This window comes from Leptospira kemamanensis, from assembly GCF_004769665.1.
GTDB classification, from domain to species: Bacteria; Spirochaetota; Leptospiria; order Leptospirales; family Leptospiraceae; genus Leptospira_A; species Leptospira_A kemamanensis.
The window spans coordinates 38,801-62,928 of the sequence record NZ_RQGG01000029.1 but is presented as its reverse complement, the minus strand read 5'-3'; the positions used below and the strand labels follow the sequence as shown (position 1 = coordinate 62,928).

21 protein-coding genes and 3 tRNA genes are annotated in these 24,128 nt (G+C 39.3%); 8 read left to right on the top strand and 16 right to left on the bottom strand.

From position 1 onward, the window contains the following. Positions 1-2 precede the first annotated feature (2 nt). Entirely contained in the window at positions 3-782 is a 780-nt protein-coding gene (locus EHQ59_RS09775) for a pyridoxine 5'-phosphate synthase (protein WP_135619474.1), read from the top strand. On the opposite strand, the gene EHQ59_RS09770 is transcribed toward EHQ59_RS09775, so the two are convergent. Further along, positions 751-1,755 (bottom strand): tetratricopeptide repeat protein, encoded by a 1,005-nt coding sequence (locus EHQ59_RS09770; RefSeq protein ID WP_135619473.1) that lies wholly within the window; start codon positions 1,753-1,755, stop codon positions 751-753. The genes EHQ59_RS09775 and EHQ59_RS09770 overlap by 32 nt on opposite strands. A 112-nt stretch (positions 1,756-1,867) precedes the next feature. Between EHQ59_RS09770 and EHQ59_RS09765 the strand changes: the two genes are divergently transcribed. Beyond that, positions 1,868-3,709, top strand: a complete 1,842-nt coding sequence (locus EHQ59_RS09765) for a S41 family peptidase (RefSeq protein ID WP_135619472.1) — start codon at positions 1,868-1,870, stop codon at positions 3,707-3,709. Positions 3,710-3,760: 51 nt separating this feature from the next. Then, positions 3,761-5,362, top strand: coding sequence for an L-aspartate oxidase (nadB, locus tag EHQ59_RS09760; RefSeq protein WP_135619471.1), 1,602 nt, complete (start codon positions 3,761-3,763; stop codon positions 5,360-5,362). A gap of 145 nt (positions 5,363-5,507) precedes the next feature. Here nadB and EHQ59_RS09755 read toward each other — a convergent pair whose 3' ends face one another. Continuing rightward, positions 5,508-5,723, bottom strand: coding sequence for a hypothetical protein (locus EHQ59_RS09755; RefSeq protein ID WP_135619470.1), 216 nt, complete (start codon positions 5,721-5,723; stop codon positions 5,508-5,510). A 295-nt stretch (positions 5,724-6,018) separates the two neighbouring features. Between EHQ59_RS09755 and EHQ59_RS09750 the strand changes: the two genes are divergently transcribed. Then, the gene (locus EHQ59_RS09750; RefSeq protein ID WP_135619469.1) at positions 6,019-7,107 is read left to right on the top strand and encodes a tyrosine-type recombinase/integrase; all 1,089 of its coding nucleotides are present in this window, start codon (positions 6,019-6,021) and stop codon (positions 7,105-7,107) included. A 191-nt stretch (positions 7,108-7,298) separates the two neighbouring features. Here the strand turns inward: EHQ59_RS09750 and EHQ59_RS09745 are convergent, their stop codons facing one another. The 11 genes from EHQ59_RS09745 to sppA all read right to left on the bottom strand — a co-directional run bounded on the left by EHQ59_RS09745 (position 7,299) and on the right by sppA (position 16,679). After that, the gene (locus EHQ59_RS09745) at positions 7,299-7,595 is read right to left on the bottom strand and encodes a DUF805 domain-containing protein (protein WP_135619468.1); all 297 of its coding nucleotides are present in this window, start codon (positions 7,593-7,595) and stop codon (positions 7,299-7,301) included. A gap of 96 nt (positions 7,596-7,691) precedes the next feature. Continuing rightward, positions 7,692-9,887 carry an ABC transporter substrate-binding protein gene (locus tag EHQ59_RS17950; protein ID WP_135619467.1) on the bottom strand — a complete coding sequence of 732 codons (2,196 nt, stop codon included), beginning with the start codon at positions 9,885-9,887 and terminating at the stop codon, positions 7,692-7,694. A 131-nt stretch (positions 9,888-10,018) separates the two neighbouring features. Continuing rightward, positions 10,019-10,642, bottom strand: a complete 624-nt coding sequence (locus EHQ59_RS09735) for a DUF2306 domain-containing protein (RefSeq protein ID WP_135619466.1) — start codon at positions 10,640-10,642, stop codon at positions 10,019-10,021. A 101-nt stretch (positions 10,643-10,743) separates the two neighbouring features. Then, positions 10,744-12,609, bottom strand: coding sequence for a methyl-accepting chemotaxis protein (locus EHQ59_RS09730; RefSeq protein ID WP_135619465.1), 1,866 nt, complete (start codon positions 12,607-12,609; stop codon positions 10,744-10,746). 769 nt (positions 12,610-13,378) lie between these two features. Next, positions 13,379-13,450, bottom strand: a tRNA-His gene (locus EHQ59_RS09725). Positions 13,451-13,468: 18 nt separating this feature from the next. Beyond that, positions 13,469-13,542 (bottom strand) — tRNA-Arg (locus EHQ59_RS09720). Between the two features lie 17 nt (positions 13,543-13,559). Next, positions 13,560-13,631: transfer RNA gene (locus EHQ59_RS09715), tRNA-Pro, on the bottom strand. Positions 13,632-13,690: 59 nt separating this feature from the next. Further along, a complete protein-coding gene (locus EHQ59_RS09710) occupies positions 13,691-14,362 on the bottom strand; it encodes a tetratricopeptide repeat protein (protein WP_135619464.1) in 672 nt (223 codons plus the stop codon). 5 nt (positions 14,363-14,367) lie between these two features. Next, complete coding sequence (gene surE / locus EHQ59_RS09705) at positions 14,368-15,108, bottom strand: 5'/3'-nucleotidase SurE (protein WP_135619463.1); 741 nt, start codon at positions 15,106-15,108, stop codon at positions 14,368-14,370. After that, the gene (locus EHQ59_RS09700) at positions 15,109-15,717 is read right to left on the bottom strand and encodes a hypothetical protein (RefSeq protein WP_135619462.1); all 609 of its coding nucleotides are present in this window, start codon (positions 15,715-15,717) and stop codon (positions 15,109-15,111) included. Beyond that, complete coding sequence (gene sppA / locus EHQ59_RS09695) at positions 15,714-16,679, bottom strand: signal peptide peptidase SppA (protein WP_135619461.1); 966 nt, start codon at positions 16,677-16,679, stop codon at positions 15,714-15,716. The genes EHQ59_RS09700 and sppA overlap by 4 nt, the downstream gene beginning before the upstream one ends. A gap of 174 nt (positions 16,680-16,853) precedes the next feature. Here sppA and EHQ59_RS09690 point away from each other — a divergent pair, with 174 nt between their 5' ends. Continuing rightward, positions 16,854-17,369: an LIC10415 family protein gene (locus EHQ59_RS09690; protein ID WP_135619460.1), complete on the top strand. Its 516-nt coding sequence runs from the start codon at positions 16,854-16,856 to the stop codon at positions 17,367-17,369. Further along, positions 17,370-18,740, top strand: coding sequence for an APC family permease (locus EHQ59_RS09685; protein ID WP_135619459.1), 1,371 nt, complete (start codon positions 17,370-17,372; stop codon positions 18,738-18,740). It abuts the gene before it with no gap. Between the two features lie 25 nt (positions 18,741-18,765). Here EHQ59_RS09685 and EHQ59_RS09680 read toward each other — a convergent pair whose 3' ends face one another. Next, a complete protein-coding gene (locus tag EHQ59_RS09680) occupies positions 18,766-20,238 on the bottom strand; it encodes a potassium/proton antiporter (protein WP_135619458.1) in 1,473 nt (490 codons plus the stop codon). 28 nt (positions 20,239-20,266) lie between these two features. Beyond that, a complete protein-coding gene (locus EHQ59_RS09675; protein WP_135619457.1) occupies positions 20,267-20,665 on the bottom strand; it encodes a hypothetical protein in 399 nt (132 codons plus the stop codon). A gap of 78 nt (positions 20,666-20,743) precedes the next feature. On the opposite strand from EHQ59_RS09675, the gene bcp reads away from it, so the two are divergent. Beyond that, positions 20,744-21,217: a thioredoxin-dependent thiol peroxidase gene (gene bcp / locus EHQ59_RS09670; RefSeq protein ID WP_135619545.1), complete on the top strand. Its 474-nt coding sequence runs from the start codon at positions 20,744-20,746 to the stop codon at positions 21,215-21,217. Then, positions 21,214-22,698, top strand: a complete 1,485-nt coding sequence (locus EHQ59_RS09665; protein WP_135619456.1) for a leucyl aminopeptidase — start codon at positions 21,214-21,216, stop codon at positions 22,696-22,698. The genes bcp and EHQ59_RS09665 overlap by 4 nt, the downstream gene beginning before the upstream one ends. Positions 22,699-22,845: 147 nt before the next feature. Here the strand turns inward: EHQ59_RS09665 and EHQ59_RS09660 are convergent, their stop codons facing one another. Continuing rightward, positions 22,846-24,057 carry an MFS transporter gene (locus EHQ59_RS09660; RefSeq protein ID WP_135619455.1) on the bottom strand — a complete coding sequence of 404 codons (1,212 nt, stop codon included), beginning with the start codon at positions 24,055-24,057 and terminating at the stop codon, positions 22,846-22,848. Between the last annotated feature and the right edge of the window lie 71 nt (positions 24,058-24,128).

The following is a 24,128-nucleotide window of genomic DNA, read 5'->3' as shown; positions in this document are numbered from 1 at the left end:
CTATGACCCAATTAAGTGTCAATGTCAATAAGATCGCCACTCTCCGCAATTCTCGTGGGGGAAACCTTCCCAATCTCCTCCAATTATCAGAACTCATACTGGATTCGGGGGCTCATGGAATCACTGTTCACCCTCGTTCAGACGAAAGGCATATCACCAAACAAGATGTATTCGAATTACAGGAGTTTTTGAAGTCTTACAATCAAAAAATTACTAAATTAGGAATTTCTAAAAAAGAATACAATATCGAGGGCGAACCTAGTGAACGTTTTTTGGAACTAGTCCTTTCGGCAAAACCGGACCAGGCCACACTCGTTCCAGTAAAACCTGGGGAAATCACCTCGGATCATGGTTTTGATTTTCGTGATCCCAAAACCTTTGCCCAATTACAACCAATCGTAAAAACCATCCGAGAAGCTGGGATTCGAGTATCCTTGTTTATGGAAACTGATTTTCGTTTTTATGACCAAGTTGTCGCTTTAGGAGCCGAACGAATTGAACTCTATACGGGACCTTTTGCTCATGCTTACGATCAATCGACAAAAGAAGGAATCCAAATCTTTGCCACATATGAAAAAGCAGCTTTGGAGGCAAACAAACTGGGGTTAGCTGTCAATGCCGGACATGATTTAGATACAAATAATTTGTCAGTGTTTGCGAAACTCCCTCATTTAGCCGAAGTTTCCATTGGCCACAGGTTGATTTCGCAAAGCCTTGTGGATGGTTTAGAAAAAACGGTAAAAGACTATCTCAAAGTTCTTTCGCAAGGGAACGAATTTTGACATACTGAGGGTCTTGTTCGAGTAAAAGTTTGGCAGCTCTTTCTAAAGCGGTTGCCATCATCGCTTCTGACTTTCCCTTTTTTTTGGAAGATTGCACCTCGGAAAGAAATTGTTTCAACGCCTCTTTGGCTTGGGCTTCGTTTCCAGAAATAGATGCTTGTTTTACTTTTCGCCAAGCATCGGTCACGAGAGTTTGAGACCTGGATGACAAACTGGATTGGGAATTTGTCTCAGCAGTAGAGCTGACACTTGCAGTCACGGCACCGGATGTGGCACCCACCATTTCCTTTCCTGTGTCACCTCTATGATAACTAGATGTGTCCCAAATTTTGGTAAAAGGATCTGATTTCATTTGGTCGGCAATCAGTCTCTCTTTATAGGAGACATTTGCTTGTTTGACTTCTTTTAAGAGTGCAGTTTGTTCGGAAGTCTCCAAGGATTGGTAACAGGAAACAAACGAACCTCGTTTCAATGATTCCTTGGTAAAAACTCCACGACCGATCAGGAATTGAAACTTAGGATAGACACTCGTTTTTCCTTCCTGGCATTCCTTTTGTAGTTCCGAAAGAGTGGCAAGTACCTCTCCATCATACGAGTGGGCTTTTAAATCTGATAAGTTTCCCGACTTTTCAGCGGCGATCCGCAACATATTCTTGTATAGGGTATCATTTGGACTTTTGTCCAAGGCCTTTCGAAAACCCGTGTAACTCTCATTGTAATTCCCTCGTTGGAATTCCAAAAGTCCCCACATATAACATAAATACCCATCATCGGTATCTTTTGTTCGGCAAACATATCTTAGCCGAGACATTGCTTCTTCTTTTGCCGAAGGATTTTCCCAGACATCCAGTAACACCTCTTCTAAAAAAAGTAATGTCTCCAAACTGTAAGGATCACGATTGGGATTCTTTTCAGGTTCCGAGGTACAAAACCCGAGAGAAAGGGCAAAAATCAGGACAACGAATATGGGCATGCCACCGTCTATGATATACGTGTGTCCTAGTTTTGTCCCAATTTTTTTTGTGTTGCCTACACTGGAAATTCGGAAATTCTTAGGATAATCTATCCACTTTACGAGAGATCCCTTGAAACGATTTGTTTATCTACTATCCTTTTTGACACTACTTAGTTTTGCCCTCCCAGTTGGGTTTATTTCCTGCGAACCAGAAGCGAAAAAAGCGCAAAAAACCGAAACGAAATTTGATTATAAAGATTTTGAGACTGTCATTCGGACAGTAGACAAATTGTACATTGACAAACACATCAATGTAAACCGCGCTTACACCGATGCTGCTAGTTTTGCGGCGTTGAGTTTGCCTCACCCACTCTATATTTATCCAGAAAGTTATTTCAAAGAAAGAGAAAAGTATGATGAAAAGGAAGACCTCTGGCCAGGTTCCACTTTCAAAATCTCTCCTTCCGATAAGTTTGTGATTTTTGATCCTGACTATGCGCAGGTAGAAAAAATCCAAAAAGAAAAACGGAAAAAAAACGAAAACAGAAAACTCTCTGATGCAGAACTGAAAAAACTCATTGAAAAAGAGAAATTAAAAAAATCAGTGATTTCAGCTCGTTGGGAAGAAATCAATTTTTCACGGAAAGAATTTGATCGAGTCATCACTTACATCAATGACAATTTAGAAAAATACAAAACTCCTGTTCTAAAAGGTCTAGTGGAACTCGATGGTGAACTTCCTGAAGAAGAGGAAGAAGACAAAAAAGAATTCCGCATGGAACAAGTATTTGTTGCCGCAGCCAATGGATATTTAAATTCTTTGGATCCACATTCCAATGTATTTTTGGAAGAAGTTTGGGAAGAGTCCATGTCCAAAATTAGTGATGGCTCCTTTGAAGGGATCGGTGCCATCCTTTCTGGTGGTGGAAGCCGTGAAGTCATCGTTGAAAATCCGTTAGAAGGAAGTCCAGCGCTTCGTGCGGGAATTCGGAGTGGCGATAGTATCGTTGCAGTTGATGGAAAACTCATCAAAAACCTTTCACTCGATAAAGTCGTCAAAAAAATCAAAGGCCCAAAGGCCACCAAAGTGGTGTTAACCATTTCCAGAAAAGGAAACACGGGTAAAATTGATATCGAAGTAGTTCGTGATAAAATCACGATCAAAAACGTAACTTACCATCTCGTAAAAGAAAATCCACAAGTCGCTTATATCAAACTTACGGGATTTGTGAAACCAGGGAATGGCGAACCTCCAATTGACACACAAATCGCAGAAGCATATGCCGAAATGGAACGCACTGCCAAAGAAAATGGAAAACCTTTAAAGGCGTTGATCCTCGACCTTCGCGGAAACTCTGGTGGATTTTTAGATTTAGCTGTGGATATCGCTGATATGTTCATCGAAAAGGGTGTGATTGTTTCCACAAGAACTCCTGGTCGAAGTGACGATGAAAAATATGCAAAAATCAAAGACATCACAAAACTTCCGTTAGCGATATTGATGAATTCCAAATCTGCTTCTGCTTCTGAAATTGTTGCAAGTGCCATCCAACACCATGGAAGAGGAATCCTACTTGGAGAACGTACGTTTGGAAAAGCAACTGTACAAACTTTAAAACATTTGGACAATAACCCAAATTACCTTTTAAAAATCACTAACGCTCGCTACTACTCTCCTTCCGGAAAAACCATCCAAGTAGTTGGTGTTTCTCCAGATATCGAAGTTTCAGAAGAAGCTGATGGATCTTTTCCTTTCCGATACCGAGAAGAAGATATGTGGAATCACTTACCACTGATCCCTCACGAAGGTGTTGTGAAATCTAAGTTTAACTTAAACGCAATCAAAGAATACGCTAAGAAAAATGGAAAAGCAGATAGTTACCTCAAAGAACATTCCAATGATGCGATTAAACCTGATTACATGTTGATTCGTAGTTTGGATTACATTGAAGGTATGTTAAATTCAAAATAGAGTCACTATTTGAATTTTGGTTGTTTGAAATAGAATTGAATTGGATACAATGTGACACGAATTAAATCAGATTTTTTGATCATTGGCAGCGGAGTGAGTGGACTCTTTACCGCATTAAAATTGGCTCCACTTGGTACCGTTGTTGTTGTTACCAAAAAAGCTGATTACGAATCGAATACTAATTATGCCCAAGGTGGGATTGCATCTGTTTTTGATGATAAAGATAAATTTGAAGAACATATCAAAGATACTTTAGAATCAGGAGCAGGTTTATGTGATCCCGAGGCCGTCCGAGTTTTAGTAGAAGAAGGTCCCACTCGAGTCAAAGAACTTTTAGACTTAGGTGTTCCTTTTACCAGAAACCAAACCGGTGAATTGGATTTGGCTCGCGAAGGTGGTCATAGCAAAAATCGAATCATCCATTCACTTGATAGAACAGGAAGCGCCGTTGAACAGTCGTTACTTGATCATGTCCATGCCAACAAAAACATCCAAATTTTAGAAAACCATGCTTGTGTTGATCTAATCACCAAACACCATTTAAAGAACAAAGAAAATCTGCCATTACGTTGTTACGGAGCTTATATCGTAGATACAGAAACAGGTGAAGTATTCCCGGTGCTTGCAAAAAAAACGATTTTGGCAACAGGTGGTGCGGGTCAAGTTTACCTTCACACAACCAATCCCAATATAGCAACTGGAGATGGTGTAGCCAGTGCTTACCGAGCAGGTGCCATTGTCAAAAATATGGAATTTTATCAATTCCATCCTACATCCTTGTTTCATGAACAAGGGAATAGTTTTTTAATTTCGGAAGCAGTTCGAGGCCACGGAGGAATCCTTCGCGAAATCAGTGGTCGACCTTTTATGAAAGACTACCATGAGATGGGGGAACTGGCACCAAGAGATATCGTTGCTCGTGCGATTGATGATACGATGAAAAAAAGAGGGGAACCTCATGTCCTATTGGATATCACACATCGCCCTGCCAATGATATCATAAGCCATTTTCCTTCTATCTACGAACGTTGCAAAAAACTGGGGATTGATATCACAACCGATCCGATTCCTGTAGTTCCTGCGGCTCACTATATGTGTGGTGGAGTCGCTACTGATTTACTGGGAAGAACCAATATCGCTGATTTATATGCCTGTGGAGAAACCACTTGTACGGGAGTTCACGGGGGCAATCGACTGGCTTCGAATAGTTTGTTGGAATGTTTAGTTTTTTCTCATCGCATAGCAGAAGACATACGGTCACAAGGAAAATTGAGTTATTCTAGTGAAACAGATTTGATTCCTGATTGGAACAAAGAAGGCACAACCAATACAGAAGAATGGGTGCTCATCTCTCATGACTTAATCGAAATCAAAACCATTATGAGTAATTATGTGGGAATTGTTCGGTCTGATATGCGTTTGGAACGAGCCCTTCGCCGCTTAAAACTCATCTCAGAAGAAGTAAAAGATTATTACAATCGTACCACAGTCTCTATTGGACTATTAGAACTTCGTAATTTAGTAAAGGTAGCAGAGTTAATTGTTCGATCGGCGTTACTACGAAAGGAAAGTCGTGGACTTCATTATAGTACAGATTATCCAGAAGATAGAACTCCTTCCAGACAAGATACAATTCTCTCTCATAAATTATAACCGAATCTTGCGCCAGGGACCCTAGCGGAAATCCTTTCTCGAAAGAGAAAGATTGGAGCGGAGGGCCCGGTCCAATCTAGAGTATGAGTCTGATCTCAATTCGAATGGGAGGCGCCCCACTCCTCTAAATCATATGTCGTTTGATTTATCCTCTCACACCTAATACGGTGTAAACGATGCCGAGGATCACTGGCAAAATCGAATAACTGAAAACGTGGACGTAGTATCCTCTTTTTTCGCCCCATTTTTGTTTCATTGGTTCCAATTTCCAAAAAAAACTCGGTTTGTAGAGTCGCAAAACAAAGGTTGTGATTCCATACAGGATAAAAAAGATTCCTAGTCCGACAGTGATTAAATTCATATATCTCCTAAAGATTGCAGTCTCTGCGAAAGGGTGAACTTTCCAAGAAAAAAATCGGAACAATTCCCTTTTCATTTGCCTGTTTCCCTGTGACGTGATAGAGGGAGCGTATTGGGTGGCGGGTCTAGAGCCCCACCCAAATGAGGGCGGGGATTGTATTCCGCACAAACCCCAAACCACATAACCCTCAAATTCAGAACTTTCCCACTGAATTCAGGACAAAAAGCCAAGAGATCCGAGAACCATTCGTTTATCTCACCACCTATAGCAGTTAATACACTAGGTTAGGTGATTTATGATCAAACTCAAACTATCTGCGTTGGACAAACGATTCCATTTACATTTTCCCTATTCGGAACCTTTGGTGAAATTGGTGAAATCCATCCCCCAAGGGTTGTATCATCCAGATACAAAAACTTGGTCTTTTCCAAATGAAAAGAATACCATAAGACGCGTGTTAGTTGATTTTGCAGAATATGACATTCGTTTTAACTTCAAAGAAATTCCAAAACATTATGGATTACTAGAAGATTTTTTTAGGGCAGCACGAGAACGAAACTTCAGTCTCTGCACAACTAAAACGTATTACTCACATATAAGCCTACTCTTAACCTTTACAGGGAAATTGCCTATCAACATCAGATCAAAAGACATCGAAAATTTTTTGGACTACCAAGTGAAAGAAAAATCCGTGAAAGTCGCGACCTTAAGAAGTGCCAGGCAAGCCTTTCTTTTTTATTTTAAAGTGGTTCGAAAACAAATCCTTCCCTTAAAATTCCCGAAAGTCAAAACAGACCAACAGTTACCGGAAGTTTTATCAGTCGAAGAAACAAGGGCGATCTTCAATGCACTTCCCAATCTAAAACATAAAATGTTACTTCTATTAAGTTACTCAGCAGGATTACGAGTGGGTGAAGTCATCCACTTAAAAACAAAAGACATTGATTTAACAAGGAACATGATCCGTGTCACACAAGGGAAAGGAAAAAAAGATCGATACACAGTTCTTGCGAGCTCTCTCATCGAGGAACTCAAAGAATACTTAAAAGTGCGTGAATACAATTTATTGCTCAAGTATAGTTATAACGAAGTGAAATCAATCGAGTGGTTGTTCCCCGGTATGGGAACAAAACCTTTACACATTCGCACAGCAGAGACGATCTTTAACCAAGCAGCCGCTAAAGCAAAGATTACAAAAAAAGTCACCTTCCATAGTTTACGGCATGCCTTCGCCACACATCTGTTAGAGCTCGGAACTGACTTAAGGATGATTCAGACTCTTCTAGGACATGCAAGTGTCCGAACCACTCAAATTTATACAAAGGTAGCAAGAAGCCGCCTGGAAAATATCAAAAGCCCACTCGACCAAATTCCCAAAAAATAAATTGGGCGTTCCCAATCATTTCGATTCGTTGATCGATTGTATCTGGGTCGGGCCACTCCGGGGTGCGCTAACGCTTCCGTTACTTACCATCGTTCGATGGCAAGTAACCAAGCCCTTCCTGTCCCTAACGCAAAACACAAAAGTTTAAACGAGTCTTGCGAGAGGAATGGAAGCAAAACCAAAAAACGTATTTATTTACTTTTTTGGATCCAAAAGAAAATTAAAACCAACAATCCAATTCCCGTAAGACCAATGAGTTGCCACCAACCACTCATTCCTACATCGTGCAATCGACGTGCTCCCACGCTGATACTTGGTAAAAAGGTCAAAACAGAGAACACAAGACCTAAAATGGGAAGAAAAAGATTTAAACCGAAACTCACTGCGATACAAAACGCAACCCAATACCAAAACTCTGGTCGTTTGGCTTTGCCGTTAAAATCAATATACTTCTGAAAACAAACTTGGATCGCATTCTGAAATGACATATCGTTAACCTACTTACAATATTTTTAAAATTGAAAAACTAGAGAAAAGATATCCTTTCTCCCGGATTGTAAAGAAAAAAATAAAGTTTTCATCTTTCAATTTGCATCAGTGAAAGATTCATCATTTGCGAGTAGGAATATATCAAATCGAGTGTATCCTTTTCGACTTTCAAAACGGATCTGACCACCCATCTTGGAAATTATCTTTCTACAAATATCGAGACCGAGTCCAAGACCTTCCCCTTCTGATTTCGTAGTAAAAAAAGGTTCAAATATTCGATTCTGAATTTCTTCCGAAATCCCGATCCCTTCATCAATAAAACTCACTACGATCCATGGATCATCATCTTTGATCTGAATTTCGATCGTTCCTTCATACGAGATCGCATACATAGCGTTATTGAGTAAATTCACCCAGACTAAATTGAGATGATCGCGACTCCCCTTACACTTCCTTGTGGAATGGAATTGTTTGATCAATTTCACTCGAGTGTTCATATTGTAATCATACAACGCAAGGATTGTTTCGATTCCATTTCGAATATCGATCACACTTTCTTCTGTCAGTGAAACATCATCTGTGAGTAGATAATTTTTTAACGTTTTTACCACATGAGCCGATTTTTCAGCGGCGATTGTGATGATCGAATTTGATCTGTATACATTTGCGATTTTGGATCCCCATTGTAAAATTTCTTTATGATTCTGACTTTGTAAAATCCCATGGAATGTCTCACCAAATCCATAGACATAAGATTCCAAAAGTAAATCCAAAAATGCATCATCCACTTGAGTTTCATTGTTTGGCAAAATCGTTTTCAATTTGATTTTGAGTTCTTTTTTTAAGTCCCTTTCTTTTTTACCATTTAATAAAACAATGGGTGTTTGCGAGTATTCATGGATCAGTGCAAAAAATCTTTTTTTGTCTTCCTGTGGAACTTGAAGTAGTTGATTGATGATCGATTCCAATTGATTTAGAAAAAAATCTTTTATCGATCCATTCGAGGAAACAATGGCACCAAGTGGTGTGTTCATTTCGTGTGCCATACCTGCGGTAACATTCCCAACCGTAGCCAACTTCTCGGAGGTTAATAATTTTCCTTCTGCTTCTTTTAATTCCTTTAATTTTAATTCTAAAATTTGATTCGTCGAACCTAAAGTGTCATTTATTTCTTTTAACTCTTCAGTTCTTTTGAACACTTCTGATTTTAAATTTTCAGAATATTGTTTGTTCCATCGATATCTTTGTATTAACCAAGCGACTAATAAAAATCCAAGTGCTGATACGAATACAGAAACAATCCAGCCATAATTCGGATTTGGATTTGGATTGTACAAAAATCCATTTAAGTTCAAATTTTTAGGAAGCATTCCAAAATCAGCATAAACTTCCGATATATGTTTCCATCTTCCTTCATACATATATCCCATTTCTACTAAATTTGGTTGGATCAATGGCTCCATTTGTTCTGCTTCATATAACAATTGTTCCTTTGTAACATTCTCAGAATACTTTTGATAGATGAGATCCACAATTTCAGCTTTGTGTTTCATTGCATACATCCAACCACGAAGGCTTGCTTCTCGAAATCGTTTCACTCGGTTGGGATGGTTTTGAATTTCAATTTGACTTGTGAAAAGATTATCGCCATAAAAATCAATTCCTGATGTCCTTGGGGAATAAATCATCACGGGAATTTTAGATTTTTGAAATTCATATGTTTGTGTGGTCGAATAACCATCGATGACATCTGCTCGACCTTCAATTAAATCGATGCTGCGAAAACTATGTGGGATTTCTTTGAAATCCGTTAACTCTAATTTTTCTTTTTTAAGATAGGCTAGAAGTTCATAAACATGTGGAGTCAACATGAGTCTTTTTCCCTTCAAATCATGGATACTTTGATTGGGATGAGTTCGTTTGGTAATCAAAACTGCTGGTGAATGTTGAAAGATGACAGCGATCACAACAATTGGTTTTCCAACATGCCACTGTAATAATACTTCGTTGGTTCCAACACCATAACGTGCTTCTTTCTCCGAAACAACTTGGTGGAGTCCTTCTAATCCTTTTGTGCTTTGATGAATGTTGACATCCAAACCCACTTCTTGGTAGTATCCCTTTTCCAAAGCAGTGTAATAACCAGCAAATTGGAATTGATGATACCATTTTAAATATAGGTCTACAGTTTCTTTGGCCTCTATCGGATGAGCGAATAGGAGTTCTATGAAAAAGAGGAAAATTAAAAAGAAAGAATGCAATTTCCGATTTTGATTTGAAATGATTGCCACTCTTAATTCTCTCTTCGAAGCTCTCAGTTCACCAAAAGCCTCTAAGAGTCTATCGGGAAGAAAATTCCATGCAAGTGAGAAATGGAAATCGTTTCAAAAACTGTTTGGAACAATTTGTTGGAAATAGGAGTTTATTTTTTTCGAATCAACCACTCGGCAAATAAAAAATTAATGAGCCAACCCGCTCCCATCATCAAATCCCTCGGAATCCCCGAAGGTTCTCCACCCACCATCAGAAACCAAGGCAAATGAGTAAACACTTGTGTTCCGGCACCTAAACCAATTGCATAACCACGAATCATCCAATGGCTATGAATAATAAATTTACGTCGCATCGCAAATCCGAATCCTAAAATCATACAGAAAAACATCCAAAATCCTACGGCGATACGAATTCCAAACAACCAATCACCATCTGTCGGAACCTTGGGATAAACTAATGTTAACCAAATTCCTGAAATAGCAGTTGTTAACCCAAAGAATACTAAAAACCTACCCGAAATTCTATGCCATCGAAGATTTTTTTTCCGAAATCCAGGTGCAAATTGAAATGCACCTAAAATACTAAAAACAAGCACTGCTACAATATGAATCAAAACAGGGATTGGATCATTAAAAAATCTTTGGTTTTCTACCGTATAACCAGCTCCAGTTGCGATTTGGGAGATTCGTATTACGCCTGCAATACTAGGAACAAGACTTAAGAAAAGTAAAAACCCGATCACCCAATAAACTTTTTTTGTAGTGGAATTCATGGACATACGAATTCAGTTATGAAATTTATTTTTGAAACGGCAAGAAAGAATTCGAGACTTCAAAACAAATATTACGATTCCAAGAACATTTTTTTATCTTTTTAACCTTTAGAAGTTTCAAATGAATTTGCGATCGTAGAAATCGTTTTTGCCACACTACTGATTGCCACACTCACTTGGTTTAAATCCTCGGAACTTTGTGCAAGTTCCTGAGCACTTCCAGAAAGTGAATTTACGCTTACCACCATATCCTCTGAAGTTCTTTTTTGTTCTTGGCATGAAGTTTCGATCGATTCTGCCAATGACTGCAGTTCTTTTAGTTCATGTGAAACATTGGTTAAACTATTCGATTGCGACGAAACTTCTCCCTTTAATTTTTCAACTCCAGTTTGTATTCGATTGGATTGGCCAACAATTTCATTCAGCACTTTCACGGTTTCGTTCACGTGACTCACTCCAATTGTCACTGCTGAATCACTTTTAGCAATTAAGTTCATAATGTTTTTGACTGATATCCTTGTTTTATCTGCAAGTTTTGAAATCTCTTCTGCCACAACTGAAAAACCTCTTCCGGCATCACCTGCTCTTGCGGCTTCGATACTTGCATTGAGTGCAAGTAAATTCGTTTGTTCCGAGATATCAGTGATCAAATCTACAATTCCAGAAATCTCTTTTGTCACTAATCGAATTTCTTCCATAGAATTATCGGTGCTCCGAATCGACAAATTTCCATGTTCCGCTAACTTAGTGGAAGCAAGACCAGATGCATTGTCCGACACAGAGAGTGCATCATGTTTTAATTGGTCTGAACTCTTCTCCACTTGATTCACAGAGTGTTTTAATTGCACAATGATATCATGTAATTGATTCACAAAACGATTGATAGAACCTGAAATTTCACCAATCTCATTTTCACCAAAGGAAGGAAGTTTTTTTGTTAGATCTGCATCACCACTTGATAATTCTTCAACCTTCATCAAAACAGTTTTTAAAGGTACATTGATACTTTTAAATATGAGGAAAATCAAAAGTATGGAAATACTCAAAGCTAACACTAAAATGATGATATTGATCAATCTATGAAATTTCTGTTCAGACAAACGTTCCGAAATTAAGTTTTCAAATATCAAAATAGAAAAATTTTGAATTTCCGACCCAAGAAATGTGCCTTTATGAATGATGTTGAACAATTCATCTGATGTCTCTGGTTTGATCACTTGTTTGATTAAAATTCTTTTTAATTCTTCAACATAGGCATTACAAGCTTGGTTCGTTTGTAATATGTTTTTTTGAATCCAGTTTTGATAGGACGGCGCGTTCTCAATTGTCTTTTTGTATGAATTGGTTATGTTCACACAAATATTCTCAATTGCATTAATTGAAATAATCGATTTTGTATAACTTATATTTGAGAAGGTTTTATTTTTTCGATTCTCTCCTAAGTATTCATCCCGTATCAATTCTTTGAGTTGACCAACGTGTTTCCACAATGCAGGTATTTGAAAAAGAATGATATCCATTTGGTAATAGGATTCAAGTTTAGGATCTAAAATTAAATTGGAATGATCTCCGATTTTGACAGCAAGTTCTTGGGTATCTACTAAAAAGTTGCGAGTTGTCTCTTGATCGAAACTTTTAAATGTTAAATAGGAATTCCATTTTTGGATTTCTTTCGAATCTTCAAAAAGAATTCCTGATTTGGAAATTGTTATTTTTCCTTCTTCAATCATTGGTTTTAAATCATCACTATTTTCATTCCCAATTTTGAATTTCGGCAACGCTACCTTGTAAGCAAAATAAACAGGTTTTATGATCTCGATACCTTTCTGTTCTTTCACTGAGAAATCGATTTCCTTGTTTTGCGATTGAATGTACAAAACGAGTACAATCAGTAAAAACAGCAGGATCGGAAGAGGTAAAAGAATCAGTCTGGAACGAATGGTTATGTTGGAAAAATAAGAATGCATACGAGTGATTTCCCTCTTTCAGTAGTATGCAGTTTATTACCTGTAGAGAATTAGAAAATAAAATAATATAGAATTCGAAATTTCTGAATTGAATTTGGATCCTATCCTTCTCCCTAACCTTCAAAAATCGGTGTAAGTAATAATATTGCACAATCATACAACATAACGTATGTTATATACATATTCCCCGATACACTTTAACCCTAATTAACTCCATTACTTGTACACAATTTCCCAATGAAATCGAAGCCTTTCTCAAAAATGGCATGGGCGACGAACAGCATACACGGATATACGCGTGCGGGAGCTCTGGCCACGGAGGGCCAGGCGAACGCGAGGCGCCTATGCCATTTTTGAGAAAGTATATCGTTAAAGGGGAAATTTACAAGTGGGTGGATGACGGGATTCGCCTTCCACGGTTCTCCCATCCAGGTCGAACTCGTTCCAGGCCGTCTTTTGCGAGCCCTCGCGCGTCCTTGCGCTCGGTCGTTCTCGCTTAACGCCAATTAGGCAAGGTGTCTTGCCAAATTGGCTACTCGAACTCTATCGCAAAATCGTTCGAATCCCAATTCAATTGATTCATAAGTAAAATCTGTACTTGTACACAATTTCCCAATGAAATCGAAGCCTTTCTCAAAAATGGCATGGGCGCCGAACAGCATACACGGATGTATGCGTGCGGGAGCTCTGGCCACGGAGGGCCAGGCGAACGCGAGGCGCCTATGCCATTTTTGAGAAAGTATATCGTTAAAGGGGAAATTTACAAGTGGGTGGATGACGGGATTCGAACCCGCGACGACCGGTACCACAAACCGGGGCTCTACCGCTGAACTACATCCACCGTTTCTAGAACAATCATCGACCCGAGAGGGATTCGAACCCCCGACCAACTGCTTAGAAGGCAGTTGCTCTATCCAGCTGAGCTACCGGGTCAGATAGAACCAACTGATTCGGGATGACAGGATTTGAACCTGCGACCCTCTGTACCCAAAACAGATGCGCTACCACTGCGCTACATCCCGAGAAAGTCCTTGAAACACCAGTGTTTTTGGAAGAAGGACTGTGTCAACAAAAGGGAGATTTATTTCTTCAGGTTCTTGAGTCTTTCGAGGAGGACTGGGTGGTTTGGATTCTTTTGTAAGGCCTTACGATATGCCTTCCAAGCTTCCTCTGGTTTCCCATTGGATTGCAAAAAATACCCAAAGCTATCCAAATAGGCCGGATTATTGGGATCCAGTTCTAATGCTTTTTTTAAGGAACGAATGGCTTCTGCTCTTTCCTCTGCTGTTAGTTTCTTTTTTAAAGCGAGTAAGTAACCAAGGGAATTCAAACTATTTTTATAATCAGGATTGGCTTTTAAAATCCGTCTGTGGATGGAGATCGCATCTTCCAAACGGTGTGTGTATTCATACACATGGGCCAAAAACGAGAGGAGTTTGGCATCATCGATTGCAATCTGCAATCGTTCCTTGATGATCTCTTCTGCAGATTCCCATTCTTTGAGTTCCACAAGGGAAAACACTTTGAGTTGGTACACATTGTCTAGTTCAATGAAACCTGGGTATTCACTTAAGATTCGATCCAAAACTTGGATTGTTTTTTTAAAGTTTTTTGTTTGGAAACAACACAAAGCAAAATTGTATAAGAGGATAGGATCTTCTGGATTTTGCAACAATGCTTGGTCGAGAAGGTTTAAGGCCATGGCATAATTGCCTTTGTTCATATAAGAAAGGTAATCGTTGTCTACTGCCATAGGTTTTATTTGGACTGTAATTCCTTCAGTCGAATTTTTTCTGTTAGGTCCAATTGGATCGGTGTGACAGGGATTTTACCTTGGTAATACGCTTCAAAGTCAGTGCCTGTTTCTTCATCATGTCCAAGCAAACTTCCGTTTAACTGAAATTCGCTGACACCTTCAATGATTTGTTTTTTTTCATATTTTTCGGAATAACGCCTACGACCAAGTCTTGTAAAAACAAGTTCACTGATGGTTCCCGTTCCATTGACTTCAGGAGGAAAATTCAAATTCCAAATTTCTCCTGATTGGATTTGGGATTTGTATTTTTCTAAGAAGGTTAACACAAGTTCAGCTTCCTTTTCATATCCATCATCAGGATCAATGCGACCAGAACTCACAGCAAGCGATGGGATACCGTGTAAGGCACCATGTTTTGCCGCACCAACTGTCCCTGAATAATGCACATCATATCCCATGTTCACACCTCTGTTGATCCCAGAGATGACAAAGTCAATTTTTGGAAATATGTCTGCATACAAACCAATGTTCACACAATCCACAGGAAAACCATCAGCGATGTAATGGTTGTCGTTGATTCGTTCGACTCGCATTCCTTGGAAAACAGTGAGTGCCATGGAAGTCACAGATCGTTCTTTGAGTGGTGCAATGAGGTATGTTTTGTAAGATTTGCCGAGGACTCGTTCTAATGCTTTGATCCCGGCGGAAGAAATTCCGTCGTCATTTGTGATGAGTAAATTCAATTAAAAACCGCCTGAAACCGATTGCAGGACACTCGTTGCTGTGTACAAGTTCATTAAAAATGGAAACAAAATCGTTAAACCCAATGCATAAAAGGAAAATCGAATCGAATCTCGACTCCTTAGCTCATAAATGGATTTGAGTCCGCGTGCTATGACAAATCCATAGAGTGCAATGAATGTGAGTAACAATAAAAAACCGGAACCCACACCAGTGAAACCAATTGCATGAAACACAATACAAATCGGTGCGAATAACAAAAAGATTACGGTGGCGTGCCTTGCGAACATCACAAGGAACAATAGTTTTTGTGTTCTACCTTTTTTTTGTACGTAATAGTCAGCAACCAGTGAATAAAAAAATGGGAAAAATCGAAACAAAATCAAATTGGCAATAAAACCAAAAAACAAAAATGACAAAGTCGATAGCGTATAAGGTGCAGATAGGATACTCATCCCCACTGATAACGACAAAGCGGCCAAAATAGAAAACAACCAACTAGAAATTGAACTGATGGCAAATGGTATTTCTTTTACTTCTTCTGAATAACGGAGTGGGTCGAGAAAGACCAACTCCAAAGTATCTACCAAATCAAAGAAAAAATCTCTCATAACATCAATTTCCCAAGAGCGGTTGGTAAAATCACCAATACTTGTGCTTGTAAAAGAGCACGAACTTTTGCTGTCTGTGATCCTTCTCCTAAAAATTTGACACCTAACGAACGTATCATTCTTTCAAAAGGAGAGTATTCCTGCTCAAATAAAGGAATAAGGCCTTCGTATTGACAAAGTTCTGAAAGTTTTTTATGCGCTTCTCGTCTTCCACCGATATCATCTACCAGTTTGTTACGAAACGCATCTTCCCCTGAATAAATTTTCCCCTCTGCCAACTCTTCAATTGATTTTACGGTTTTGTTGCGGCCTTTGGCAACATCTTCGACAAACTTACGATAGGTGTCTTGGAGTTGTTTACCAATCATGTCATCTTCTTCGTTAGTGGAATCACGAAACGGAGAATACATATCCTTGTATTTTCCAGCTTTGTAGGTGCGCACTGCCACGCCGTAACGATCGAGAAGTCCCTTTACATTCGGTGCAAACGAAATGACACCAATGGATCCAGTGATGGTTCCGTTTTCGGCAAAAATATAATCGGAGGCGGCGGCGATATAATACCCACCAGAAGCGGCTACGTCTTTCATACTCACCACAATCTTTTTGGTTTTGCGTAAATGAATGAGTTCGTTAAAAATCTCTTGGGAAGCAGCTACGGTTCCACCTGGGGAATTGATCTCGAGAAGGATGCCTTTTACGTTTCCATCCTCTTCTAATTCACGTAATTGGCGTAATACGGTATCTGCCCCTGTGGACTCAAAAGTAGATTCCCCGGAATGGATTTCCCCAACGATGGGAATGACCACAGCCCCGATTTCACTGGCTTGAAATAAACTACCCCCCGTTCCACTCGAAAAACGAGCTAAACTCGAACCTGATACTAGGATCGCAATACCCAAAATTGTGGCAATGGTGGAGAACAAAAAGGAGAGAAAGAGAAGAAATTGGTTTCTTTCCATAAACTCCCACTAAGAAAACTGTGCAAAAACTCGAGTCAACTTTAATAATTCTTTACTTTTTTTTAGAAAAAGTTTATTTTCCTTGTACGGGTCATCCGAAAATTAGACAGGTAGTCACAGGATTTATGTCCAGGCACCGCCGAGACATAAGGCCTTTACCAAGGAAGGTAGGACATGGATGTTCGTCTCAATCGTCTCCTCAACTCAGCCGAAAAATTAATCCAGGACAAAAAGGACACCAAAGATGTCTCTGGAAAAGTGGGAACACAAGTACAGAAAGCAGATGAGAAATCTGACTTTGTGGTAAGTCTTCCTGTTCAATACCACAATATCCAATCACGGCTCACAGAATTACAAAAACAACTTTCCAAGGAACAATCTCGCATTGGACTTTTGGAAGACAATACCCAAGAAGAAAACAAACTCAAAGAACTTTTGTTTGAGGGAGAGCCACTCTTTCCCGAGTTAGGTGAAGGGAACAAATCCAAACCAGAAATTTTGGAAACGAGTAAGGCCACGATTTCTGGACTTCTCGCAGAACTGAAAAAAAAGGAAGTGGAAGGTGAAAATATATTTTCCCTTGGTATGATGTTAAACCCAGAAGAGTTTAAGGGAAAAATTGGATCCGTATCCACTGCTTCCATGAAACCGATTTCAGAAACCATGGTCAAACGTCTGCTTGGCGGTTAATTGGAATTAAAACGTAGCCTCAATACTTTTGATTCCATCTCGGTTCTTTTCTCTTCCATGGTGGGATCGGGGATTTTTTTCACTTCTGGGTATTTAATCAAAGAAACTGGAAACCTTTGGATTGTCCTACTTTGTTGGATCATCGGTGGTCTTCTTGCTTTGTCTGGTTCCATCACGTATGCTTATGCGGCAAGACTCCTTCCTTTTGCTGGAGGAGATTATGTATACTTAAAAGTCGCTTATTCCCCAGCCATTGCGTTTATGAGTGGTTGGTCCTCTCTACTCACAAATTTTTCTGCCTGTGTGTCGGTTCTTGCCTTAGCGTTTGGCAAATATGTTCAAATTTTATTTCCTGAACTCCCCTACTTTGAATCACCCACCTTCACCTTTCTCGGTCTAGACTTACAAGTGAGTTCCCGTACCTTCATTGGAATTTTACCCATTCTGTTTTTTAGTGGATTGAATTATTTTGGAATCAAGTCTGCGGTTCGCGTGCAAAATGTATTTGCTGTTTTAAAAATTACAGGACTCCTTTTATTTTTGGCACTTGGGTTTTCCATCGGCTCCACGCATTGGGATTACCTTCTCAACTCTCCCTTCCCAAACATACTGGAACTTTCCTTTTATTCCAAAATTCTCATCGGCATTGTGCCCGTCTCTTTTTCCTACCTGGGTTGGAATATGATCACTTATATTGCCGAAGAAGTGAAAAACCCTGAAAAAACCATTGTAAGATCTGCGATCACTGCATGTTTTCTTGTCGCTGGACTTTACTTTGCGATCAATTTACTGTTTGTGATCTCAGCGCCTATCGATGAATTGGCGGGACAAGACGGAATTGGTGCTATCGCCTTTCAAAAGTTATTCGGTATTAATTATTCTATTTTAACGACTAGTTTCATTGCTTGGGTGATTTTAGGATCTATGTCTGCGATCCTCATTGGGGGAAGTCGGGTGTATTTTGCCATGGCAAGAGATGGTGTATTTTTGCCTTCCTTTTCCAAAGTTCACCCCAAATGGCATAGCCCTTATGTATCCATTTTTTTTCAAGGTTTCGTTGCGATTCTCTTTTTGTTTGTGAAAGAAATAGAAGCCTTACTGTATATGATCACTTGTTCGATCCTTATCCTTTCTTGTCTCACGGCAGCAACACCGTTTCGATTTGAAAAAATGGGTATGAAATCGGATTATAAAATTCCTCTTTACCCTCTTCCAATCTTTTTATATATCTTTGCAAACATCGCAGTGATGGTGATTTTATTTGTCGAAAAACCAATTACAGCATCATGGGGGCTTATGATCACCCTCATTGCATTGCCTGTGTATTATCTACTTCGATTGGACAAAAAGCTGATTTCTTCTAAAAAATAACTTTTGTCACCTAACAAAAACTTTGTTAGGCAATTGACATAAAGGTTTTGCCGATGATTGGCATCACATCGTCTTTTGCCAAAACCCATACCACATCCCCACCTTTCACTTGGGTGTTTCCAGAAGGAATGAGGAATTGTTCTCCCCGCGCAATGAGTAGGATGTGGGACTGGTCAGGAAGTTTAATCTCAAACAAAGCTTTATCGACAACACTTGAATTGTATGGAACAATTAACTCTTGTAAGGTCATCCCAGGAAACTCGATGTTATCAAAGTCTGTAGGACGATAGATCTTACGATCTGGATCAACTTTGAGGATTCCTAACCACTGTGCCACTCTGGGAATGAGTGAGCCTTGGATGAGAAGTGATACGAGTACGACAAAAAACACAATGTGAAAGAGTAAATCTCCCCAAACAAGTCCTTGGGCAATCGGGAAAGTAGCAAGGATGATGGGAGAGGCACCTCGGAGTCCGACCCAAGAAATAAACAATTTTTCTTTGATTGGTAAATTGACTCTGAACAAGGAAATAAAAACTGCGAGTGGTCTTGCAAACAATATCAGCAACACCCCAATGAGAAGTCCAGGTACCCAAATATTAGCCATTCTGGTTGGATACACCAAAAGTCCAAAACAAAGGAACATACCAATTTGTAAGATCCATACATATCCATTCAAAAACCGAAAGATGGATTTTTTATGGATGAATTTGTTCCGTCCCACGATGATCCCTGCAATGTATACTGCCAAAAATCCATTTCCTTGGAAAACCGTTGTGACAGCATAAATAAAGGGAACCGAAGCCGTGATAAATACTAAATAAAGACCGTCATACCCTAGTTTGACGGAGTTCATGAGGTATAATATGAGAATTCCCATACTGTATCCCATCATCATCCCTACAAGCACTTGCATGACAAAAAAACGAAAGAACTGAAAGCCACTAAAACTAGAATCTGCGGTAATGAGACTCATAAAAATAGTGGTAAGAAGAACCCCCACTGCATCGTTAGAACCCGATTCAAATTCGATGATCTTTTTGAGATGAACGGGAAGGTCTGATGAACCTGTCTTAAATATATTAAAGACAGAGGCGGCGTCAGTTGCACTCACAATGGAACCAAGTAAAAACGATTCCATAAACCCAAGAACTGGGAAGAGAAGGTGAATGAGTACACCTAAAATGAGGGCTGTTAATATGGTTCCGATGATGGAAAGTCTGATCCCAACAGACAAAAAGTTTTTTAAACTATCCCACTCACTTTCCAATCCACCCAAAAACAAAATGTAAATTAATGCAAAAATACCAATGGACTGAGCTAAACTATAATCACTGAAGTCAATCCCACCAGGACCATCGGAACCAGCCAACATCCCAAAGGTTAAAAAAATAAGTAATATGGGAAATCCAAAACGAAAGAATAGTTTACTCGAAAGAATCGAAAAAATGATAAGTGTGGAGATAACGAGTGATTGTAATGTAAAACTATCGATCATGTTTTGTCCTTAGACGAATCCAATCTGACTAATGTTTGGAAGAAAGAATTTCGAGTGCCTTTGCCTTTAAAATAGGATGCACTTTGAAGTCATCTGGATTCAAAGTTGATTGTTTGTCCGCGCGAGCAGAGTCATTTGTTTGGTTCGCAGGACTTGGCGTTTTCCATTTGTCACGACCCAACCAAACCGACAGAGCGTAAACCATCCGTTGGTAAATTTCATCCACTTTGTCCTGACGGCCTGCTTTTTTGTAATAACCAAAGGCCAACATGGGGAGTTTACGATCATACATAAAATGGTCACCCAAACGAATGAGTCCATCTTTGTAGTCAGTCTTCAGAAAGAGTTCACGCGCTTTACGGATATCACCAGCATTGAAAGCTGTGTTCCCTTCGCGGATGAGATGTGCTCTTTCCTTGGAGTCCATACCAGAAGTATCGAACCATTTTCCGAAATTGACAACTGAAAATTGTCTAAAAGAATGAATTTACCAGGAGTGAAAATTATGTTGGAAGTAGGGAAAAAAGCCCCCAATTTTACAAGTGTCAATCAAAACGGTGAAAAAGTGAAACTCGCCGAACTCACAGGCAAAAATGGAATCGTTGTTTATTTTTATCCAAGAGACATGACACCAGGTTGCACCACAGAAGCCTGTGACTTTCGAGACAACTTTGCCAGACTTAAAAAATTCGGTTACAATGTGGTCGGAATTTCAAAAGACAATCCCAAATCTCATACCAAGTTCATCGAAAAACAAGAACTCAATTTTGATCTCATCTCTGATGAATCAGGTGAGATTTGTGAAGCTTACGGTGTGTGGCGCGAAAAAGTGTTTATGGGTCGCAAAGGAATGGGTATTGTTCGTTCGTCCTTCCTACTCGATAGTTCGCTTAAAATTAAAAAAATCTATGACAGCGTGAAGGTAAAAGGACACGTTGAAGAAATCATCAAAGACATTCAGGAAATCCAAGGGAAATGAAAATCGAAATCTCTCCACTCCAAATCCAAATCGGTCAGTTTAAATCTGGTTCTTTTTATAAACTCATCCCCATTTTCCAAGAAGATGTAAAAGAAGAACTAGGTAAAAAATTCCCAGTCCAAATAGAAACCAAAGTGTTTTCTGGGGAACTAGGAAAAGAATTCCGAGATGAAGTTAATCACACCATTTATCTTGGATTAGGTGAAAAGGAAAAACTAAGTTTTCGCAAATTCATTTCTCATTTCTTCAAATATGGAGAAAAAATCCTAAATTATGATGGAATGGGTTTAGAAGTCCAAATTTCAAAGGCTCTTTCCAAAAAGTTTTCTGCAGATCGAATTGCGTATCAAATCGCTAATACACTTTTTATTGGAAGTTATCCAGTTTCTGTTTTGCAAACCAAAAAGAAGGATAAAGAGAAAAAGATAGTTGGTGCAGTTTTCTTAAAGTTTGAAGACAAAACAGTAATAAACTTAGCAGAAGATGGACTTTCTAAAAGTAAAATCGTCGCAAAACATGTGAATGGTGCCCGTCACATTGCGCATTTACCTGCCAATTACTTCACTCCCAACGATTTTGTTTCTAGAGCAAAAGAAATTGCCAAAGAATACAAACTCTCTGTAAAAGTATGGGATGAAGCCCAACTCAAAAAAGAGGGCCTGGGTGGAATCCTCGCTGTTTCTCGTGGTTCGGAACTCGAAGGGAAAATGGTGATTTTGGAATACAAACCTGCCAAAGCCAAAAAGAAATTTGCGATTGTAGGAAAAGGATTAACCTTCGATACAGGTGGAATTTCCTTAAAACCTCCTGGTGAAATGCATGAGATGAAATATGATATGTGTGGGGCCGCTGCCACCATACACGCGATTGGTGCTATTGCCGCGCTCGAGATCCCAATCCATATCATCGCTGCCATCGGAGTTGCGGAAAACATGCCAGATGGAAAAGCCATCAAACCTGGTGATGTTTACATAGCCTATAACGGAACCACTGTGGAAGTCCAAAACACAGATGCGGAAGGTAGACTTGTGTTAGGTGATGTTTTATCGTATGTTTCCAAAAACTACAAACCAGATTATATGGTGGATTTGGCAACACTTACGGGAGCTGTCATCATTGCTCTTGGTCATGAGGCGGCAGCGATCCTCACCAATTCGGATCCACTCAGAGAAGCACTCTTTAAGGCATCAAATGAATCCGATGATCGAGTTTGGGAACTTCCTCTTTGGGAAGAATATGGCGAAGACTTAAAGTCAGACATAGCTGATCTCAAAAACATCACTGGTGGTGGAAAAGGTGCGGGAACCATTTCTGCAGGAATTTTTCTTTCCAAGTTTGTTGATGAATCTATCAATTGGGCTCATATCGATATCGCAGGAGCTGCGTGGAGAAAAAAGAAATCTGGAACCCAATTCCATGGACCCACAGGCTACGGTGTACGTTTGTTAGTTGATCTTGCAAAGGAATTGGCTGGGAAATAAATCTACCACCTAAATTTTAGTTTGAAGCGGATAGAGGATACAATTCTTTTGTTTCCCTATCCGTAGTTTTAGGATAACTTCGAATTTACTATATCTATTCCTTTCTATATTATCTCCGATATTTTTTATTCCTTTTTTTAGGATTGCTTACTTTTTCCCCGAAATCATTTCATTCACTTTGTACATAATCAGTATTGTGCAAACAATTGCAGTCGCTACCACATAACCCAATACCTCATATCGTTCCAAATATCCACTGGGAGTTTGAATGACAATGAGTCCTGCAACAGAAGCCGCAATTCCACCTGAGATCTGTTGGATGGAAGAGCTGATTGCCATGAAAGCGCCACGATCGTGTAACTCGGGAACAGCAGAATTGATAGCATTGGCTGAGATCATTCGTGCAGCAATAAAAACGAATAACAAGGAATTGATGACAATCACCGTTGGAAGTGGAGTGACTTTGAGCTGTGTAAAGTAAATGATGATCACTGCGGCAATCGTAGAAGCAACAAAAAACATATTATACTTCCCAATTGCATCACTTAGTCTACCCATGATTGGTCCACCTAACATAGAGACAAATCCCGTTACCATATATATCATGGGTAAATCTTCTAATCGCATCCCAAGATTGTGAACGGAAAATGCAGATCCAAAAGGCATCAGCATAAATCCACCTGTTGCAAGTAATGTGGTTGCGATAAATGAAGGTAAATATTTAGGTTCTGTGAGAGTCGTCACCAAATGATGAAATGCATTTCGATCCATTTTTTGATCTAAATGTTGGGTCACAGGTTTTAGAAATAAAAAGATAAACACACCTACTAATGCACTTACACCTGCAATCATAAGAAACGGGGATTGCCATCCCCAAATATTTGAGATATAAATACCGATCGGCAATCCGAAAACTTGGCTTGCAGCAAAAGCTGTCATGATAAATCCCATCACCCTTCCCCTTACCTGCAATGGAAACAAGTCGGCAACAATGGCAAAAGAGATGGAAGATAAAACTCCAGCAAACATCCCTGTCAGAATTCTCACAAAAAATAAAAATTCATAATGTACGGCAATCCCACAAAGGAAAGTAGCGACAACAAAACCAATGTAGAAAAACAAAAGAAGTTTTTTTCTATCAAACCGATCTGCAAATCCAGCAGCTAACAATCCCGATATCCCTGCACTAAAGGCATATGCAGAAACCACATAACCAAACTTTTCTGTTGGGATTTGGAGCTCACTCATAACGAGGACACCAAGTGGGGATAAAATCATAAAATCGAGGACGACGGTGAACTGCAAAAATGCCTGGAGACCAACAACAAAGATATGGTATGGTGTGAATTTAAAATCCATTCGAATTCCAAAATCCAACTGGTTGGATTTTTTGTCGTATCATTAACAAGGAATCAGGTTCGGGATTTTCT